Origin of the sequence: Rhizobium mesosinicum (genome assembly GCF_019511345.1) — a bacterium.
In the GTDB taxonomy this organism is placed as follows: domain Bacteria; phylum Pseudomonadota; class Alphaproteobacteria; order Rhizobiales; family Rhizobiaceae; genus Rhizobium; species Rhizobium mesosinicum.
Window position 1 is genome coordinate 178,773 of the sequence record NZ_JAEUAK010000010.1, and the last position, 19,424, is coordinate 198,196.

The 19,424-nt window shown below is 60.8% G+C and carries 16 protein-coding genes and 1 other RNA gene; 2 read left to right on the forward strand and 15 right to left on the reverse strand.

Annotation, left to right across the window (positions count from 1 at the left end):
* Nucleotides 1-171: 171 nt before the first annotated feature.
* The gene (aqpZ, locus tag JNB85_RS23670) at nucleotides 172-858 is read right to left on the reverse strand and encodes an aquaporin Z (protein WP_220336720.1); all 687 of its coding nucleotides are present in this window, start codon (nucleotides 856-858) and stop codon (nucleotides 172-174) included.
* A 277-nt stretch (nucleotides 859-1,135) separates the two neighbouring features.
* Here aqpZ and JNB85_RS23675 point away from each other — a divergent pair, with 277 nt between their 5' ends.
* Nucleotides 1,136-2,431 carry an MFS transporter gene (locus JNB85_RS23675; protein WP_220336721.1) on the forward strand — a complete coding sequence of 432 codons (1,296 nt, stop codon included), beginning with the start codon at nucleotides 1,136-1,138 and terminating at the stop codon, nucleotides 2,429-2,431.
* Nucleotides 2,432-2,546: 115 nt separating this feature from the next.
* On the forward strand, nucleotides 2,547-3,476 hold the full coding sequence (locus tag JNB85_RS23680) for a UDP-glucose 4-epimerase family protein (RefSeq protein ID WP_220336722.1): 930 nt from the start codon (nucleotides 2,547-2,549) through the stop codon (nucleotides 3,474-3,476).
* 2 nt (nucleotides 3,477-3,478) lie between these two features.
* Here JNB85_RS23680 and murB read toward each other — a convergent pair whose 3' ends face one another.
* The 14 genes from murB to JNB85_RS23750 all read right to left on the reverse strand — a co-directional run bounded on the left by murB (nucleotide 3,479) and on the right by JNB85_RS23750 (nucleotide 19,368).
* Nucleotides 3,479-4,453 (reverse strand): UDP-N-acetylmuramate dehydrogenase, encoded by a 975-nt coding sequence (gene murB / locus JNB85_RS23685; protein ID WP_220336723.1) that lies wholly within the window; start codon nucleotides 4,451-4,453, stop codon nucleotides 3,479-3,481.
* Nucleotides 4,450-5,865, reverse strand: a complete 1,416-nt coding sequence (murC, locus tag JNB85_RS23690; RefSeq protein WP_220336724.1) for a UDP-N-acetylmuramate--L-alanine ligase — start codon at nucleotides 5,863-5,865, stop codon at nucleotides 4,450-4,452. The genes murB and murC overlap by 4 nt, the downstream gene beginning before the upstream one ends.
* On the reverse strand, nucleotides 5,862-6,986 hold the full coding sequence (murG, locus tag JNB85_RS23695) for an undecaprenyldiphospho-muramoylpentapeptide beta-N-acetylglucosaminyltransferase (RefSeq protein WP_220336725.1): 1,125 nt from the start codon (nucleotides 6,984-6,986) through the stop codon (nucleotides 5,862-5,864). Before murG ends, murC begins: the two co-directional genes overlap by 4 nt.
* Nucleotides 6,987-6,993: 7 nt before the next feature.
* Nucleotides 6,994-8,148: a putative lipid II flippase FtsW gene (gene ftsW / locus JNB85_RS23700; protein WP_220336726.1), complete on the reverse strand. Its 1,155-nt coding sequence runs from the start codon at nucleotides 8,146-8,148 to the stop codon at nucleotides 6,994-6,996.
* Nucleotide 8,149: 1 nt separating this feature from the next.
* Nucleotides 8,150-9,562 carry a UDP-N-acetylmuramoyl-L-alanine--D-glutamate ligase gene (murD, locus tag JNB85_RS23705; protein WP_220336727.1) on the reverse strand — a complete coding sequence of 471 codons (1,413 nt, stop codon included), beginning with the start codon at nucleotides 9,560-9,562 and terminating at the stop codon, nucleotides 8,150-8,152.
* Nucleotides 9,563-9,569: 7 nt separating this feature from the next.
* Nucleotides 9,570-10,670, reverse strand: a complete 1,101-nt coding sequence (gene mraY / locus JNB85_RS23710) for a phospho-N-acetylmuramoyl-pentapeptide-transferase (protein ID WP_220336728.1) — start codon at nucleotides 10,668-10,670, stop codon at nucleotides 9,570-9,572.
* 20 nt (nucleotides 10,671-10,690) lie between these two features.
* Entirely contained in the window at nucleotides 10,691-12,124 is a 1,434-nt protein-coding gene (locus JNB85_RS23715) for a UDP-N-acetylmuramoylalanyl-D-glutamyl-2,6-diaminopimelate--D-alanyl-D-alanine ligase (RefSeq protein WP_220336729.1), read from the reverse strand.
* Nucleotides 12,121-13,581 carry a UDP-N-acetylmuramoyl-L-alanyl-D-glutamate--2,6-diaminopimelate ligase gene (locus tag JNB85_RS23720; RefSeq protein ID WP_220336730.1) on the reverse strand — a complete coding sequence of 487 codons (1,461 nt, stop codon included), beginning with the start codon at nucleotides 13,579-13,581 and terminating at the stop codon, nucleotides 12,121-12,123. Before JNB85_RS23720 ends, JNB85_RS23715 begins: the two co-directional genes overlap by 4 nt.
* A 64-nt stretch (nucleotides 13,582-13,645) precedes the next feature.
* The gene (locus JNB85_RS23725; protein WP_220336731.1) at nucleotides 13,646-15,394 is read right to left on the reverse strand and encodes a peptidoglycan D,D-transpeptidase FtsI family protein; all 1,749 of its coding nucleotides are present in this window, start codon (nucleotides 15,392-15,394) and stop codon (nucleotides 13,646-13,648) included.
* Nucleotides 15,394-15,831, reverse strand: coding sequence for a cell division protein FtsL (gene ftsL, locus JNB85_RS23730; RefSeq protein ID WP_220336732.1), 438 nt, complete (start codon nucleotides 15,829-15,831; stop codon nucleotides 15,394-15,396). The genes JNB85_RS23725 and ftsL overlap by 1 nt, the downstream gene beginning before the upstream one ends.
* 1 nt (nucleotide 15,832) lies before the next feature.
* Nucleotides 15,833-16,858: a 16S rRNA (cytosine(1402)-N(4))-methyltransferase RsmH gene (gene rsmH / locus JNB85_RS23735; RefSeq protein WP_220336733.1), complete on the reverse strand. Its 1,026-nt coding sequence runs from the start codon at nucleotides 16,856-16,858 to the stop codon at nucleotides 15,833-15,835.
* A gap of 17 nt (nucleotides 16,859-16,875) precedes the next feature.
* A complete protein-coding gene (gene mraZ / locus JNB85_RS23740; RefSeq protein WP_183825310.1) occupies nucleotides 16,876-17,313 on the reverse strand; it encodes a division/cell wall cluster transcriptional repressor MraZ in 438 nt (145 codons plus the stop codon).
* Nucleotides 17,314-17,742: 429 nt separating this feature from the next.
* Nucleotides 17,743-18,136, reverse strand: an RNA gene (rnpB, locus tag JNB85_RS23745) — RNase P RNA component class A.
* Nucleotides 18,137-18,192: 56 nt separating this feature from the next.
* Nucleotides 18,193-19,368 (reverse strand): NAD(P)/FAD-dependent oxidoreductase, encoded by a 1,176-nt coding sequence (locus tag JNB85_RS23750; RefSeq protein WP_220336734.1) that lies wholly within the window; start codon nucleotides 19,366-19,368, stop codon nucleotides 18,193-18,195.
* Nucleotides 19,369-19,424: the final 56 nt, after the last annotated feature.

Sequence of the window (19,424 nt, forward strand, 5' to 3'; positions counted from 1 at the left end):
TTATGGTTAACGAATCGTTTACTTTCGTTAACTCCGCCTTGCCTTATGCTTCGATTTTCAGGCTTTGTGGCCAAGCGCATATCGCAACGAGCAAGCCGCAAGCACGATGAAGAATGAGAAACCCGCGCGGAAAAACCACGCGGGTTCAATGACATGCCGAGGCTTTTGAAGTCAGTCCTTATCGCCGAAGAATTTCCAGACGAGACCGCCGATCGCACCGCCGGCAAGCGGCGCAATCCAGAAAAGCCAGAGTTGCTGCAGCGCCCAACCGCCAACGAATAGCGCCTGCCCGGTCGAACGCGCCGGATTGACCGACGTATTCGTTACAGGGATTGCGACGAGGTGAATTAGCGTTAGCCCGAGACCGATCGCAAGCGGCGCAAAGCCGGCGGGCACCCTGATGCTGGTCGATCCCAGAATGATGATCAGGAAGAACATGGTCAGCAGAACTTCCATCAGCAGCGCCGAAAACAGCGAATAACCGCCAGGAGAATGTTCGCCATATCCGTTGGCCGCAAATCCACCGAGTTCGAAGCCTGCTTTGCCGCTAGCAATGACGTAGAGCGCTGCGGCAGCGACGATGGCACCGATCACCTGGACGACGATATAGGGAATGAGACGCCCCGCAGGGAAACGTCCCGCAACAGCGAGGCCGAGGGAGACGGCGGGATTGAAATGGCCGCCGGAAATACCACCCACGGCATAGGCCATGGTGACGACGGTCAATCCAAACGCCAGCGCCACGCCGGCGAAACCGATTCCAAGTTCGGGATAGGCGGCCGCCAGAACGGCGCTGCCGCATCCGCCAAAGGCCAACCAGAACGTGCCGAAAAACTCGGCGGCAAGACTTTTGCGCATGTGTGCCCCTCCATTCTCTCAACCAGAGAACACTTTATCAATCAGTTACAATTCGATTCCGGTCAAGCTGGGGACGACCTACCGGCAAGCTCGGCACAAGGTTGAGAACCGCTGATCCCGGGGAAAACGGATAACCCATATCGAGGCAGCCCGGTCACCTCCGAGGATAATGTCGCTTGCGTCATATTCTTGCGTGTCCGGGCATTTTCTCAGCCTTAAAATTGCGTTAAGAGCGACACCTCCCAAGCAATCGATAAAAATACTGATTGGAATGAACATGACAGAAGCGATCTCCGTATCGCCGCGCCCTTCGAGCAGCACGCAAGTCAATTCCCCCGCCCGCGTCCTGATCGCCAGCCTCATCGGCACCACGATCGAATTCTTCGATTTCTACGTCTACGCGACGGCAGCCGTCCTCGTCTTCCCGCACCTCTTCTTCCCGTCGAGCGATCCGACCTCCGCGCTGCTGCAGTCGCTGGTGACCTTCTCGATCGCCTTCTTCGCCCGCCCCTTCGGCGCCGTGGTCTTCGGCCATTTCGGCGACAAGGTCGGCCGCAAAGCGACGCTGGTGGCGGCGCTCATGACCATGGGCCTGTCGACCGTCGTGATTGGCATTTTGCCCGGATACGATGCGATCGGCATCGCCGCACCGCTGCTGCTTGCGCTTTGCCGCTTCGGCCAGGGACTTGGCCTCGGCGGCGAGTGGGGCGGCGCGGTGCTGCTGGCGACCGAAAACGCTCCTCCCGGCAAGCGCAGCTGGTATGCCATGTTCCCGCAGCTCGGCGCGCCGATCGGCTTCATCCTTTCCTCCGGCTTCTTCCTGCTTCTGACGGAAACCATGAGCAACGAGGATTTCCTCGCTTATGGCTGGCGTATTCCCTTCATTGCGAGCCTGGCGCTGGTCGCCGTCGGCCTCTACGTCCGCCTGAAGATCGCCGAAACGCCGGAATTCCGGAAGGCCGTCGAAAAGCACGAGCGCGTCGCCGTTCCGGTCGCCACCGTCTTCCGCGGTCATCTGCGCAGCCTGATTCTCGGCACGTTCATCGCCGTTGCCACCTTTGTGCTCTTCTACCTGATGACGGTCTTCACGCTGTCCTGGGGCACGACGAAACTCGGCTACACGCGTGAGCAGTTCCTCGTCGTCCAGCTCGTCGGCGTCGTCTTCTTCGGCCTGACGATTCCGCTCTCTGGCTGGCTGTCTGATCGCTACTCGCGACGCATGATCCTGACACTGACGACGATCGCCATTGCCATCTTCGGCTTCTTCTATGCGAGCTTGCTGACGGCGGGCCTCACAGGCGCCTTCCTGTGCTCGATCATCGGGCTTGGCCTGATGGGCTTCACCTACGGTCCGATCGGCGCAGCGCTCGCGGCCCCCTTCCCGACCATGGTGCGCTACACCGGCGCCTCGATGACCTTCAACCTCGGCGGCATCTTCGGGGCTTCGCTTGCGCCCTATATCGCCACCTGGCTCGCGACCAACTACAGCCTGAACTATGTCGGCTATTACCTCGCCGCCTCGGCTGCGATCTCGCTGATCTGCATCCGGCTATCGGGCCGCGAAGAAGTCTGAGACTTTCCAATCTCAAACAAGAATGCCGCGACTTCACCCGTCGCGGCTTTTTTTATTGATGCGACTGACAGTTCCGGTTAGCGAAGACCTCCTCGGGCGGAACAGGGAGAAGATCATGCGATGCCTCGTCACCGGCGCAGCCGGCTTCGTCGGCGCTCCACTTGTCGAACGTCTGCGCAAAGAGCGGATTTGCGATGTAACGGTCACGACACGATCCGCGACACCAGCATTCCCGCCTGACATCCGGCACTTCCCTATCGACATCACCGAGAAGACTGATTGGGCAGCAGCGCTCGACGGCGTCGATGTCATCGTCCATCTTGCTGCCCGCGTTCACATCATGAACGATCGGTCGGCAAATCCGCTGGCCGATTTTCGCCGGGTCAACACCGCCTCGACGCTTAATCTTGCCGAACAGGCAGCCGGTGCTGGCGTGAAGCGCTTCGTCTTCATCAGCACTATCAAGGTCAACGGCGAAGAGAACGACCGGCCGTTCCGCCACGACGATCAACCGAAGCCTCTCGATCCCTACGGCATTTCCAAATTGGAAAGTGAAATCGGCCTACGCGAGATCTCCGCCCGTACCGGCATGGATGTCGTCATCATCCGCCCGCCATTGGTCTATGGCCCCGGCGCACGCGGCAATTTCGCTTTGCTGGTCGGGCTTGTCCGCAAGAAATTGCCGCTGCCTTTTGCCTCGCTGAAAAACCGCCGCACACTGGTCGCCGTGCAGAACCTCATCGACTTGATCATCACCAGCATGCAACATCCCGCCGCCGCGGGCGAAACCTTCCTTGCGGGGGATGGCGAAGACCTATCGACACCGGGATTGATCGAAGGGATCGCCGCAGGTCTCGGCATCAAACCCAAGCTGCTCCCCTTCCCGCCATCCCTGATGCAGGTAGCGGCCAGGATCATCGGAAAGGAAGCCGTCTACCAGCGCCTCTGCGGTTCGCTGCAGGTCGACATTTCCCACGCACGGGACGTACTGGGCTGGGAACCCATCGTCACGTCGCGCGAAGGTTTAAGGCTTGCGGTAAAATAACGCTATTCTGTCGTCACGCCTTGGAAGGGGCGAACCTCGCGATCCGGCATGAAGAGGCCGAGACGCTTGATTTCCCATTCGAGCTTGATACCAGACGTTTCGAAAACCTTGCGGCGCACTTCCTCTCCCAGATATTCGAGGTCGTAACCCGTCGCCTGCCCCATGTTGATCATGAAGTTACAGTGAAGCGACGACATCTGCGCGCTGCCGATGACGAGACCACGGCAGTCCGCCTCGTCGATCAGCTTCCAGGCGGAATGCCCCTCAGGATTCTTGAAGGTCGAACCACCGGTCTTTTCGCGAATCGGCTGCACCGTCTCGCGGTGATTGCGCACGGCATCCATTTCGGCACGGATCTTGGCACGGTCTTCGGGATAGCCCTCGAACAGCACCGACGTGAAGATCAGGTCGTCAGCAGCGTCAGAGTGGCGATAGGAATAGCCCATCTCGGCATTCGACAGCACATGCTTGTTGCCCTTGCGGTCGATTGCCCGCACCTCGATGAGACGATCCTTCGTTTCTGCGCCATTGGCGCCGGCGTTCATGCGGGCAGCGCCGCCGATACCGCCCGGAATGCCGTAGTAGAAAGCGAAACCGCCGATGCCATTGTCCATCGCCATGGCGGCCACATGCTTGTCCGGGCAGATGGCACCAGCGAGAATGCGGTTTTCGCCTGCGAGTTCGACAAAGCCGAAACCCTTGGCCGACAGGCGCAGCACGACGCCCGGAATGCCGCCGTCGCGCACCAGGATGTTAGAGCCGACGCCGACGACCGTCAGCGGCACCTCATCCGGCAGGATCTTCAGGAAGGCAATAAGATCGTCCTCGTCATGCGGCTGGAACATCAGCTCGGCAAGGCCGCCGGCGCGGAACCAGGTGACGCGGTCCATGGGGGCATCCGGAGTCAGTCGGCCGCGAATGTCCTTTACGCCCTCTCCGAGAGAGGCAAGAAGCTTTTCCCCGTTAACCTGTTTCATGCGGACTTTCCTGAAAGGTCTTGCAACTGCTTCGGCAGCCCTGCTGCCCAATATGTAATGCTACCAGCACCCAGGAGAACCACAAAGTCCCCGGGCTTTGCAATCTCCGCTACCATCTGAGGCAGAGCTTCTGCCGAAGGAAGGAAGCGCGCGTCGCGATGACCACCCGATTTGATGCGGGAAACCAACGATTCCGAATCCACACCCTCGATGGCCTCTTCACCTGCAGCGTAGACGGGCGCGATGAAAATACTGTCCGCATCATTAAAGCAGGCGGCAAATTCCTCAAATAGGCTCGACAGGCGGGTATAGCGGTGAGGCTGGTGTACGGCGATGATCCGGCCCTTGCAGGACTCGCGAGCGGCGCGCAGCACAGCCTTGATCTCGACCGGATGATGGCCGTAGTCGTCGAAGACCTGCACGCCGTTCCATTGGCCCGTCAGCGTGAAGCGACGTTTGACGCCGCCGAAGGAGGCAAGCCCCTTCGCGATATCTTCCCTGGAGATGCCGAGCCGGTTTGCGACGGCAATGGCCGCTGTGGCATTCGAGATATTGTGACGGCCGGGCATCGGCATGATGAGATCATCCAGCCTGATGACCTGTCCCGTGCGGCGGCGGCGAATTTCGACATCGAAAATCGAGCGCGTGCCGTCGATGCGCACATTCATGAAGCGCACATCGGCCTGGGGGTTTTCGCCGTAGGTGATGACCTTGCGGTCTTCGATCCGGCTGACCAGGGCCTGAACCTCGGGATGATCGAGGCACATGACACCGAAGCCGTAGAAAGGGACATTCTCGACGAACTGCCGGAAGGCGGCGCGAACCGCATCGAAATTGCCATAATGGTCGAGATGCTCAGGATCGATATTGGTCACGACTGCGACGTCGGCGGGCAGCTTCAGGAAGGTGCCGTCGGATTCGTCCGCTTCGACCACCATCCACTCACCCTCGCCCATGCGCGCATTCGTGCCATAGGCATTGATGATGCCGCCATTGATGACGGTCGGATCCAGACCACCGGCTTCGAGTAGCGTGGCGACCAGCGAAGTGGTCGTCGTCTTTCCATGCGTGCCGCCGATCGCGATCGCATTGCGGAAGCGCATCAGCTCGGCCAGCATTTCGGCGCGGCGTACGACCGGCAGGAGTTTTTCGCGCGCAGCGATGAGTTCCGGATTGCTCTTCTTGATTGCGGTCGAGACGACGACGACTTCGGCATCGCCGAGGTTTTCCGCCTTATGGCCTACGAAAACCTCGATGCCCTTGTCGCGCAGGCGCTGGACATTGGCGCTGTCGGCCTGATCCGACCCCTGCACCCTGTGGCCGAGATTGTGCAGCACCTCTGCGATACCGCTCATGCCGATACCGCCAATGCCGATGAAATGGACGAGGCCTATTGCCTTCGGCAGCTTCATGCGCGTGCCCCCTTGAATTCTGCAACTGTCTTGCCGGCGGCAATAGCCTCAACCATGTCGGCAAGCAAGTTCGCCGCGTCAGGTTTTCCCGCAAGCTTGGCGGCAACCGCCATTTTCGCAAGCTTTTCCGGATCGTTCATCACATGCGTCAGGATAGAGGCGATGCGTTCGGGCGAAAGCTCCGACTGCGCGATCACCTTGGCTCCGCCGGTCGCTGCCAGCGCTGCCGCATTGGCAGCCTGGTCATGGTCGAGCGCATGGGGATAAGGCACCAGCACGGCCGGGCGGCCGATGACGGATATTTCCGAAACCGTCGAGGCGCCGGAGCGGCAGATAACCAGATGCGCCTTGGCAAGACGCTCCGCCATATCGTTGAAAAACGGCGCGATATCGGCGCCCATCTGCAGCTGCGCTACGCAGCCGCGCACCATATCCATATCTTCAGGGCGAACCTGCTGCGTCACCTTCAACCGCGCCCGCAGCGCATCGTCGAGCAGGCTGATCGCCGTCGGCATCGCCTTGGAGAAATACTGGGCGCCCTGGCTGCCGCCGAACACGACGAGGTTGAAATCCTCGCCCGGATGCGACGGTATGTAAGGCTGTTCGGCCGCGGCAAGGATTGCCGGCCGCACGGGATTGCCTGTCGTAATCGTCTTGTCGGAAAACGTGCCGCCGCTCTCGGGCAGAAAGCCGCCGGCAATCGCCCGGACGCGCGGCGCGAGCGCCTTGTTGGCGCGCCCCATCACGGCATTCTGCTCGTGCAGCATCGAGGGCACGCCGAGGCGTGTGGCGGCAAGCAACGGCGGCACTGTCGGATAACCGCCGAAGCCGACGACGACAACGGGCTTCAGCCGCTGGATCAGCCGCTTTGCAGCGCGCATTCCCGTCCAGAGCTTCCACAGAGTACGGGCAACGGCCACGGGGTTCTTGGAACCGATCGTCGCTGACGGCACGACATGGATCTCGTCGGCAGGAAACTTGCCGGCATAGCGTTCGGCACGACTGTCTGTCACGAGATGCACGGAATAGCCGCGCTCCTTCAGCTTGAAGGCGAGCGCTTCGGCCGGAAAGACGTGGCCGCCGGTTCCCCCGGCAGCAAGAAGGACGATGCCCTTGCTCATAACATCCTTACTCCGCCGGCATGCCGTGCGGCACGCGGAAGAGGCTCCGGTCCTGCGCACGCTTCTCCGGGCGATGGCGCGTCAGCGCCAGAATGAAGCCGGCCGTCACACAGATCGCTACCATCGACGAACCACCATAGGAAATCAGCGGCAGCGTCATACCCTTTGCCGGCAGCAGTTCGAGATTGACGCCGATATTGATGATCGACTGGATGCCCATCTGCAGCACGAGGCCAGCGACGGCAAAGCGATTGAAGTCGTTGCGTTCGCGATACGCATGCGACAGGCCGCGCAGCACCAGCACGGTGAAGATGGCGACGAGCGCGATGCAGAAGACGATGCCGAATTCCTCGGCCGCAACCGAGAAGATGAAGTCGGTGTGGGCATCCGGGATGATGCGCTTGACGATGCCTTCGCCCGGTCCCTGCCCGAACCAGTCGCCGCGAATGATCGCCTCGCGGGCGGTATCGATCTGGAAGGTATCACCTTCGCCGGTCAGGAACTTGTCGATTCGACCCGCTACGTGCGGAAAGACATAATACGCCGTCACGAGGCCGCCTACGCCACCGGCACCGAGCACGATGATCCAGAGCCAAGGCATGCCGGCCATGAAGAACATGCCGCCCCAGACGGCCGTCGTGAGGATCGTCTGGCCAAGGTCAGGTTGCGCCACGAGAAGGGCTGCGACCATGCCGAACAGGATGATGGCAAAAAGGTTGCCCGGGATTTCCGGCTGGCGGGCATGTTCGGAAAAGAGCCAAGCGCAGACGACGACGAAGGCCGGCTTCATGAATTCCGAAGGCTGAATGGAGATACCCGCAAGCGTCACCCAGCGGCGGGATCCCTTGACCTCTATGCCGAAGAACAATGCCAGAAGCATCATGGCAAGCGCCACGATCAGCAGGATAATGGCCGTCCGCCGCACCTGGCGCGGCGTCAGAAAGGAAAGGCCAAGCATGACCGCGATCGACGGGATCATGAAGGCCGCGTGGCGCTTGACGAAGTGGAAAGGTTCCAGGCCGATGCGTTCGGCAACCGCCGGCGAAGCCGCAAAGGAGAGCATGAAGCCGATGCCCATCAGGAAGAGGAACAAGGCCAGGAAAAAGCGGTCGATGGTCCAGAACCAATCGGCCAATGCTCCACGTTCCGCGCGGCTCACCATGTCATTTATCTCCTGTCGCCGAATTGATCAGCATGGTTACCCCGTCAAGGGCGGCCACGTGGCCGACAAAGGCATCGCCCCTGACTTCGAAATTCTTGTACTGGTCGAAGCTTGCGCAAGCCGGGGATAACATCACGGCCACGGGACCGGTCTCATCCCTCTCCGCGTCAGCTGCCGCATGCGCCACGGCTTGGCTCAGCGTGCCTGATATCTCATAGGGTGCTGCCTCGCCGAGCGTCGCGGCAAATTCCGCCGCCGCCTCACCGATCAGATAGGCCTTGGCGATACGTGGAAAATAGGGCGCAAGCGTCGTAATGCCGCCTGCCTTCGGCAAACCGCCGGCAATCCAGTAGATTCTATTGTAGCTCGAAAGTGCCGGCGCAGCGGCATCCGCGTTCGTCGCCTTGGAATCGTTGACGAAGACGACATTGCCGCGCCGGCCGACCGGCTGCATGCGATGCTTGAGACCGGGGAAGGATGCAAGACCCGCACGGATGTCCTCGGCGGAGACGCCGACGGCAAGGCAGGCAGCGACCGCGGCTGCGGCATTCTGCGCATTGTGGCTGCCGCGCAGTGTCTGGATGCCCTCGAGATCGATGAAAGGCAACATAGCGCCACCCGTTGCCTGGATGAGCTTCGTGCCTTCGGCATAGATGCCGTCGGCGAGTACGCTGCGGCGGGAGATCCTGATGACCTTCACCCCTGCCCGCTCGATGCGGTCGGCAATCAGCGCCGAATGGCTGTCATCGACACCGACAACAGCGACGTCGCTCCCGGCGACCAGCCGCTCCTTGACATCGGCGTAGTGCTGCATAGTGCCGTGCCGATCGAGGTGATCGGGCGTCAGATTGAGGAGGATGCCGGCGGATGGATTGAGCGTCGGCGCCAGATCGATTTGGTAGGAAGAACATTCGACGACGAAGTAGCGCTCGGATTTCGGCGGATCGAGCGTCAGCACGGCCGTGCCGATATTGCCGCCGAGCTGCGTGTCACGGCCACTCGATTTCAAGATATGAGCGATCAGCGCCGTCGTCGTCGATTTGCCGTTCGTTCCGGTGATCGCGACGAAAGGACAATCGGGGGCATGCGCACGGCGCTCCCGCACGAAAAGCTCGACATCGCCAACGATATCAACGCCGGCCGCGCGTGCGAGATCAACCGTCCAGTGGGGCTTCGGATGGGTGAGCGGTACGCCGGGCGAAAGCACGAAGAGCGCCTGCGCGCTCCAGTCGATCGTATGGAGATCGGCAGTCCTTATGCCCCCTGCCGAGGCCTTGGCGACGCTGTCAGGATTGTCGTCCCAAGCGATGACATCGGCCCCGCCGGCGATCAAAGCCTTGGCGGTCGCTGAGCCGGAGCCGCCGAGACCGAAGAGAGCGACTTTCTTTCCTGCAAGCGTCGTGACCGGGATCATGACCGCCTCACCGCAGTTTCAGGGTGGACAGGCCAAGCATGGCCAAGCCGACGGCAATGATCCAGAAACGGATCACCACCTGGCTCTCCGTCCAGCCCTTCTTTTCGAAATGGTGGTGGATCGGCGCCATGAGGAAGACGCGCCGGCCAGTCATCTTGAAGAAGCCGACCTGGATGATGACCGATAGGGTTTCCATGACGAAGAGGCCGCCGACGATCGCCATGACGATCTCGTGCTTGGTGGCAACGGCAACCGTGCCGATCGTGCCACCGAGCGCGAGCGACCCCGTGTCGCCCATGAAGATGGCCGCCGGTGGCGCGTTGAACCAGAGGAAACCGAGGCCCGCGCCGATGACGGCGCCGAGGACGACGGCAAGTTCGCCCGTTCCGACCACGAAATTGATCTGCAGATAGTTCGCAAAGACCGCGTTACCGGCAAGATAGGCGATGATACCGAAGGCGGCTGCGGCAATCATGACGGGCACGATGGCAAGGCCGTCGAGGCCGTCGGTCAGGTTCACGGCATTACCGGCGCCGACGATGACGAAGCCGCCGAAGACGACGAACATGATGCCGATATTGATCAGGAAGTCCTTGAAAAAGGGGAATGCGATCGAGGAGCCGAAGGTCGAGCCGGCAGCGCCGGAGGCAAGGGCCGTGCGCATCATGAAATAGACGGCGATGCCCGCAATGATGAATTCGATGCCCAGGCGCGCCTTGCCCGAAAAGCCCTTGTGGCTTTGTTTGGTGACCTTGAGATAATCGTCATAGAAGCCGATGGCGCCGAAGCCGAGTGTCACGAGCAGCGTGGCGACGACATAGACATTGGAAAGATCGGCCCAGAGCAGCGACGCGCCGACGATGCCGGCAAGGATCATCAGGCCGCCCATCGTCGGTGTACCGGCCTTTTTGAAATGCGTTTGCGGCCCATCGGCGCGAATCGGCTGGCCTTTACCCTGCCGGATGCGCAGCGAGTTGATGATGGTAGGCCCGAAGAGGAAGACGATCAGAGCGGAGGTAAACAGAGCGGCACCCGCCCGGAAGGTAATATACCTGAACAAATTCAGAAATTTGAAATATTCCGACAGTTCGACTAGCCAAATCAGCATTCAAGGCCCCTTTTACCCGATCATGGTTCGCGTTGCGTGTCTGAAACTGGCGGGTACTTGTCAAGAAGCGCGGCGACAATCTTGCCGAAACCGATCCCCAGAGACGACTTCACCATCAACACGTCGCCAGGTGCGACCGAGTTCAATATGAATTCCAACAATTCTTCCGTCTTCTCGCGATGCTCGACCGCCACGCTATCGGGAAGCGATTCTTTCAGCGTCACCATCTCAGGTCCTGCGAGCCAGACATGTGCGAGACCGGCGGCCAGCAGCGGCCCGGCGAGATCCGCATGCACCTGCTCGGCAAATTCGCCCATCTCCAGCATATCGCCGAGCACGGCGATGCGGCGCCCCCGGCCGGTCGGTTCGGCGCTCGCAAGCAGCGCGATCGCTGCGCGCATGGAGGCTGGGTTGGCGTTATAGCTCTCATCGATCAGCGTGAAGCTGCCATTACCGATCGGAAGCCTGTAGCGCTTGCCCCTGCCCTTTTCCGGCTTCAACGTCGCAAGCGCTTCGATTGCCTTGTCGAGGCTGGCGCCGACGATCGTCACGACGCCCAATGCAGCGAGCGCATTCTCAGCGATGTGACGACCCGGTGCGCCGATGCGCACTTCCTTGGTATCGCCCCCGACAGTCATCCAGAGCGTCGAGCTTTCGTCCGAGCCGTTGAATTCAGCGAGGCGGAATTCCGCCTTGGCATGCTGGCCGAAGGAATGGATCTTCGTGATACCGAGCGCCTGGGCGGCCTGCTCCAGGAAATTGAACTGATCGTTGTCGCGGTTGAGAACGACGTCCCCTCCGGGCTCCAGCCCCTCGAAGATTTCCGCCTTGGCGGCAGCGATTTCCTGAACGTTCTGGAAATTGCCGAGATGAGCCGGCGCGATCGTTGTGATGACTGCGACATGCGGTCGGATCATCTTCACGAGCGGCCGGATCTCATCCGGGTGGTTCATCCCGACCTCGAAGACCCCGAAATAGGTGTCGATCGGCATACGCGCCAAGGTCAGCGGCACGCCCCAGTGATTGTTGAAGGAAGCAACCGACGCATGCACCTTGCCGGAAGGAGACAGCACCTGGCGCAGCATCTCCTTGGTCGTCGTCTTGCCGACCGAACCGGTGACGGCGATGATCTTCGCCCGCGAGCGCTCGCGCGATGCCTGTCCCAGCTTGCCGAGCGCGGCAAGCACATCCTCGACCACGATCATCGGCACCGTCAGACGCCCCATCGCCGGCAGGCGGGCCTCGCTGACAACAAGCAGCGACGCGCCGTTTGCCATCGCCATCGAAGCATAATCGTGTCCGTCCACGCGGTCACCCTTGATCGCGAAGAAGGCCTCGCCGGGCGCGATCGAGCGGCTGTCGATAGAAATGCCGGTAATGCCCTGCGGCAGCGTGCCGAACGGACGGCCTGCCATCGCGGCGATCATGTCTTCGGTCGTCCAGAGCCAGTTCATGGTCCCCGCTCCTCCAAAGCCTTGCGCACTTCGGCATGATCCGAAAACGGCAGCGTGACGCTGCCGACCGTCTGCCCCTCTTCATGTCCCTTGCCGGCAACGATCAGCGTATCGCCGGATTTCAGCTGCAGAACCGCCTCGCGGATCGCCTTTGCACGGTCGCCGATCTCGGAAGCGCATGTCGCGGCTGCCATAATCTCGGCGCGGATCGCAGCTGGCTCCTCCGAGCGCGGATTGTCATCGGTGACGATCACGACATCGGCGAGCCGGCAAGCGATCTCGCCCATGATCGGCCGCTTGCCGCGGTCGCGGTCGCCGCCGCAGCCGAACACGACGATGACGCGGCCCGTCGTGAACGGACGCACCGAGTTTAGCACATTTTCCAGCGCGTCCGGCTTATGAGCGTAATCGACATAGGCAAGCGCGCCGTCTTTGGTATGACCGACCAATTCGAGGCGGCCGGACGCACCCTGCAGCTTTTCGAGTGCCGCCATGGCGAGTTTTGCCGGCACACCCGTCGACATGGCGAGCGCAGCGGCAACCAGCGCATTGGCAATCTGGAAATCCCCTGCGAGCGGAATGTCGACTTCGAAGATCTCACCTTCGGCATGGACTTCCGCGACCTGCTTGTGACGGAAATGCTCGACACGCTTCAGCGTCAGATAAGTACCCTTGCGACCGACCGTGCGAACGTCATGGCCGGCAGCCGTCGCCACCTTGATCGCCTGCTCCGACCACGAATCGTCGGCGAAGATGATGGCCGGCGAGCCCTTCGGCAGCACCCGGTCGAAGAGGTGCATTTTGGCCGCCATATAGTCTTCGACCGTCGGATGGTAATCCATATGATCGCGACCGAGATTGGTGAACGCGGCTGCCGCGAGTTTCACGCCGTCGAGGCGATACTGGTCGAGCCCGTGGCTGGAAGCTTCCATAGATGCATGCGTGACGCCTTCATCAGCGAGTTCAGCGAGCAGCTCGTGCAGCGACACAGTATCAGGCGTCGTCAGCGAGCCATATTCATTGCGCGTCGGCGAGATGATGCCTGTCGTGCCGATCATCGCAGCCGCATGGCCTGCATGCGCCCAGATCTGTCTGACGAAGGACGCAACAGAGGTCTTGCCGGCAGTGCCCGTCACCGCAACCATGGTTGCAGGCTGCCGGCCGTAGAAATGCGAAGCGGCAACGGAGAGGAAACGGCGCGGTTCGGAAACGACCAGAACCGGTACGGAGGTCTCGGCCGCATGCGATGCGATGACGGCGGCAGCACCCTTGGCAACGGCATCGGCGATGAAGCCCGCACCATCGGCCTTCGAACCGGCAATCGCCACGAAAGCCATTCCGGGCGCGATCTTCCGGCTGTCGGAAGACAATCCCGATATATCCAGCGCCCCGGCCGGTCCTTCAAGTTCAGCTTTGAGTTCCGGAAACGCATTTCCGGCGAGGTCCCGCAATTTCATCGAATGCACTTTTCTGGTTCAGGTCGATCGCCCCTTACGAATCGACACCGACATTGATTCCCACTCAATAAGACACCAACAAGGCCGAGCCGTCTTCGCCAAATTCCGGCTCGACACCGAGAATGGGTGCTGCACGCCGCACGATGTTCTTGACCATGGGTGCTGCCGTATAGGCGGCGATACGCTGATGCTGCTCACCATCCAGCGGTTCGTCGCAGAATGTCAGCACCACATATTTCGGATCGTCGATCGGGAAAGCCGCAAGAAAAGCGTTGAAATTCAGGTTGCTGGCATAGCGGCCGTTGACGACCTTGTCGGCCGTGCCGGTCTTACCGCCAACGTGGAAACCCGGCACGTCGGCATTGCGGCCCGACCCCTTCATGCCGTTGAGTTTGAAGAGATAGCGGATGTCGTCGCTGGTGCTCTTCTTGACGACCATCTCGGCGACTTCATCGGCCTGCTCGCGATTGCGCGGCAAGAAGGTCGGTTCGATCAGTTTGCCGCCGTTGATGAGCGCGGCGCCGGCAACAGCCGTCTGCAGCGGCGTGGTAGCCACGCCATGGCCGAAGGAGATCGTGATCGAGTTGATCTTCTTCCAGACGCGTGGCTGGCTTGGCATCTTCACTTCTGGCAGTTCGGTCTGCATCTTGGTGAGCAAGCCGAGGCGCGTCAGATATTCCTTCTGCAGGTCCATGCCGACGAGGTCGATCATCCTCGCCGTGCCGATGTTGGAGGAATATTCGAAGATCTCAGGCACCGTCAGCCAGCGGCGCTGGCCGTGGAAATCGTGAATGGTGAAGCCGCCGATGCGGATGGGGTTGGTAGCGTCGAAACTATCCTTCAGCGAAACCTTGCCGCTGTCGATCGCCATGGCGGTCGAGAAGGTCTTGAAGGTGGAGCCCATTTCGAACGTGCCGTTCGACATGCGGTTCAGCCAGCCGTCCTTGGAGCCTTCCTGCGGATTGTTCGGGTCGAAATCCGGCGCAGACGCCATGGCGACCACCTCGCCTGTATGCGCATCGAGAACGACCGCGCCCGCACCCTTGGCCTTGTAGTTGACGACGGCATTGGCAACGACATCACGCACGATCGCCTGCACGCGCAGATCGATCGAAAGGCGAACCGGCTCCAGCGGCTGATTACTCGTCATGCCGACCGAGGCGAGATCGGCGAGCCCCTGATCGTCGATATATTTTTCCATGCCGGCGACGCCGCGGTTGTCAATATTGACGTAACCGAGGATGTGCGCAGCCGTCGCGCCACCGGGATAGAACCGGCGCTTTTCCGGACGAAACCCGATGCCGGGAATGCCGAGCGCCAGGATCTGGCTCTGCTGCTTCGGCGTCAACTGGCGACGCAGCCAGGCGAAATGCGAGGTGCGGTTCGAGAGCTTCTTATAAGTGTCCTTGACGTCGAGGTCGGAAAGTACGGTCTGCAGCTTCTCGACGGCCTCGTCAGTATCGACGATCTTGTTCGGCTCGGCAAACAGCGAAACCGTGCGAATGTCGGTCGCCAACACTTCGCCATTGCGGTCGATAATATCGGGGCGCGAGGCCATCAGCCGGTCGGGCGGCAGGATGGACGAGACCGATTCCGGCTCCTTCATCGCATATTCGACCATACGGCCGCCGATGATGGCATAGACGACGGTAAAGCCGAAGATGAGCAGTCCGACACGGCTCTTGGCCTGCCCGGACTTGCGTTTGCGCGAACCTTCGATCGCCATGCCCGAGGGGGCGCCGAAACGGCCGTAGACGCCGGCGGAAAAATGCGCCTGGCTCTTCAGCACCATGATGCGGGAAAGAAAGGACATTATTCCACCGCCCCCGTTTCGATCTGGTCCGCATCTTCAGCTTCGCGCGGCGCTGGCATCGGGGTCGGCTGACCCTTGGCACCCGTGCCGGCTTTGGCACCCGGCTTGGCGCCGGCCTTGGCTTCGGTCAGATCAGGCGCAGGAACTTGCGACTTCAGCATCGGCAGTTCGCGCGCATGGGCAAGCGCGGTCGAATCCGTCGGCTGCAGCTGCAGCTCGCCATTATAGGCGTTGACCAGCCGCTCCAGCCGGTTCGGCTGCGATTGCAGCGCCCAGTCGGCCTTCAGGAGATCGATCGTGTCTTTCTCCAGCTTGATCTCCGCTTCGAGGCGCTGAACCTCCTCGAGCTTCAGCTCGGCGCGGTGCTTGATCGTATAGGTGACGGCGGCCGCGGCCGTCATGATGCCAATGAGCACAAGATCGAACGTTCTCAGCATATCAAGCTCCAAGCTTTCCGAGGCTGGCAAGATTGGGGAAACCGAAGAGCGAAATGTCTTCTGCTTCAGCGGGAGCGGCGGTGCGTTGGCCGGCACGCAGCTTGGCGGAACGGGCGCGCGGATTTGCCTGAGCTTCCTCTTCGCTGGCAGAAACCATCGGCTTGCCAACCGGCTCGAACGTGGCGGCACGCTCATGCGCAATGGGCAGGTGACGAGAGCCGGATGCCTTGCCTGCCCGGTCGGAGAAGAACTTCTTGACGATCCGGTCTTCCAGCGAATGGAACGTGACGACAACGAGACGGCCGCCGGGCTTCAGCGCCCGTTCTGCGGCAAACAGCGCCTGCGCCAGTTCGCCAAGCTCGTCATTGACGAAGATGCGCAGCGCCTGGAAGACGCGTGTCGCCGGATGGATTTTGTCCTTCATCTTGCGCGGCGTCACCAGCTCGATCAGGCCGGCAAGATCGCGCGTCGTCTCGAAGGGCTTTTCGGCACGATGTTTGTCGATGGCGTGCGCGATGCGGGGCGCCTGATTTTCCTCGCCGAGATAATGGAATATCCGGATAAGATCGGCAACCTTGGCGCGATTGACGACATCGGCAGCCGAAACACCCGCAGCCGACATGCGCATGTCGAGCGGGCCGTTCTTCTGAAAGGAGAAGCCACGCTCGGCCTCGTCGATCTGCATGGAGGAAACGCCGATATCGAGCACAACGCCATCGAGACCGCCTTCCGGCGCATGATCGGCAAGTGCAGAAAACCGCGAATGAATGAGCTTCAGGCGACCGCTATGCTTGGCGACGAGCGCCTGGCCGGCGGCAATCGCCGTCGGATCGCGGTCGAGCGCGATCACATCAGCACCGGCATCGAGAATAGCGGACGTGTATCCGCCCGCGCCAAAAGTGCCATCGAGAATGACCTTGCCGGAAGAAGGCTCCAGCGCCGCAAGCACTTCCTTGAGAAGAACCGGAATGTGGCGAACCGGTCCGCCACCGGCTTCAGTTGAACCTCCGCCAGGATTCGCCGCCATTCCGTTCCCTCGTTCGTTCAGGAACGCTTGCCCGCCAGCTTGCGCTCCCCTCGTGCCTGCGCCTGCGCGGCCGCGAATGCTTGCGGCTGCCAGAGCTGAAAGTGATCCGCCCGACCGACGAAGGTCACCTCGTCCGAAATGCCGGTGAAGTCGCGAATGAAGTCCGTGACCATCAACCGCCCCTCGGCGTCGAGCTTCATGAAGACCCCGCCCCCATGAATGAGAAGCGACATCTCGTTTGCATCCGGCGAAAACGGATCCTCCGCCGCAATCTGCCGCTCGAACCTTTCCAGAAGATCCGAACCGCCGACGCTGATCGCCGGAAACACAAAGTCCTGGAAGCAATAAAGCTCCTGGACGTTGCGCTGCGCCAGCACCGACCGAAACGCCGCCGGCACGGAAACCCGGCCCTTGGTATCGATCCTGTTGGTCGCATTCGAAAGGAAGCGGCTCATGACACGAAACACCCGTTTCCGAAAGAGCCCGGAAAGCATTTCGCCGCCCGAAACCCTCAAAGTCAGGCACAGCTTCGCAAGCCGAAAGAACCAGGGTCCTCCCGACGCTTCCGGCCCGGAAGACGCCTTTGCTTTGCGATGGATGGGCAGATGATTGCCCTGATGCAGTGCGCATTTGGGATAGCATGGGACCATATGGGCGTCAATGGGATGGACCCGTTTTGAGGCGGGCACAGTATCGAACATTTATAAGCTGTTAAGTTTAACAAAGGGTTAGGAAAGCGATTCTCAAACTGCGCTGGAAGTAGGCCGGCGCAACGGGAAAGCCGGTCCGGCAATATCCGTGAGACCTCGCTTCTATTTCAGTCAATTCAATGACTTGACGGGAGGGAGATCGGACATTGCGGCAAGCGGATGCCCTGAGAGTTAATCGCCAGTTGGCCTGTAAGCCGGGTTCTGTATGGCTCCGGCGAACCGGAACGTGGCAGCCATTCATCTGGGACAGCGCTTGCACGCTGCCTCACGCAACCCACCCGGATGACTGACCCAGAAACAGGCCGGAAGGCTTTCGCCGACCGCGTCATCCCTATTCGGTTTTGCTCCCGGTGGGGTTTACCGTGCCATATCCGTTGCCGGAGATGCGGTGGGCTCTTACCCCACCCTTTCACCCTTACCTGTCAAGACAGGCGGTTTGCTTTCTGTGGCACTTTCCCTGAGGTCGCCCTCGCCGGACGTTATCCGGCACCGTGTTTCCGTGGAGCCCGGACTTTCCTCACCCTACCGCCTTTCGGCATTGGTAAAGCGCGGCTGCCCGGCCAACTGGCAGGGCTCCCTTAAACGAGGAAGACCGCAAAAGCCAACGAAATATGAGGACCGGCTTTAACGGAAATACGGTGCGAAATCCGTGGCGTAGCCCTGATCTTTGATTCTGCCTGCCAGAAGCAGTTCAGCCCCTAGCCTGCCGATTTCATCAGAGCTCTTGGCGGATGTTCCCATGCAGCCTGTCAAAACAGCGATATGCGGCGACGCGGTATAACCGATCATCGGGTAACGGCTCTTCGTGTAGGAGACGGCGCAGGATGCACTTGAAATGGACCGCGCCTGAAGTTCCGGCACAATTCGTGCAACGATACGCTCGAAGTGTTCGCGGGCAACTTCGCGCCCGTCGTTGCGGAACCAGGCACGCATGTCCTTGTCATTGTTCAACACCAGATTGTCCGGATCACCGCCAATCTTCAGATAAAGCCTGCCATCGGGATAGCGGATCGGCGGCAGCAGGTAGATGGCGATGCCGGGCGCATCGAGGATCAGCGACGGCATCCCGGCAAAGCGATGCGCATTCTCTTCCGCCACTTCGAAAAGGGTCACGGTGCGACCGTAAACCGTCATATCAACGGATTGCGGCAAGAGATTCTGCGAAATGGAAAAACCGCCGGCCGCAAGCAGCACCTTCTCGGCGCGATAGATGTCGCCGTCCGCCGTTGTGACGACAGCCGCCCCGCCCTCTTCCCGCGTCGAGATGATATAATCTCGGACGACGGTCGCCCCCGCCTTTTCAGCAAGCAGCGACTGCGCCTTCACGAGCTTGCGCGGGCTGATATGCCCTGCGCCTTTCGCCTCGAAAATGCCGGCGCTGCTGGAGGGAAACGCGAAATAGGGAAATTGCGACTTCAGCCCGCCCTCATCTAGCGAAACGGTTTCGACGCCGAGCGAAACCGCGGCTTGTCGCGCATCCCTGAGATAATCGCTCCCGGCAGGTGCCACGCCGACGCAGCCCGCTTCCGTATAGAAATAGATGCCGCTTTCCTTGGCGATCTCGCCGTAGCGTGAGATGGAGCGATTGGCGAGCAAGGCCCAGTCGCGATCCGGATCGATGGTCCGGGTGATGCGGCCTTCATCATAATGGCTGGCGAAGACGCCTTCGTGCGCCCTACGGTCTTCCGGTTCGTCCGGGCCAATGACGGCGACACCGTCTGTCTGGCGCGCCAGATATTTTGCGGCCGCTGCACCCATCATGCCGCGGCCGATGACGATGAACCTGAAATCGACTGCCATATCGCACCTCGCTAAAGGCTAGCGATAACATGGCAATCCTACTGAATCATCCAGCT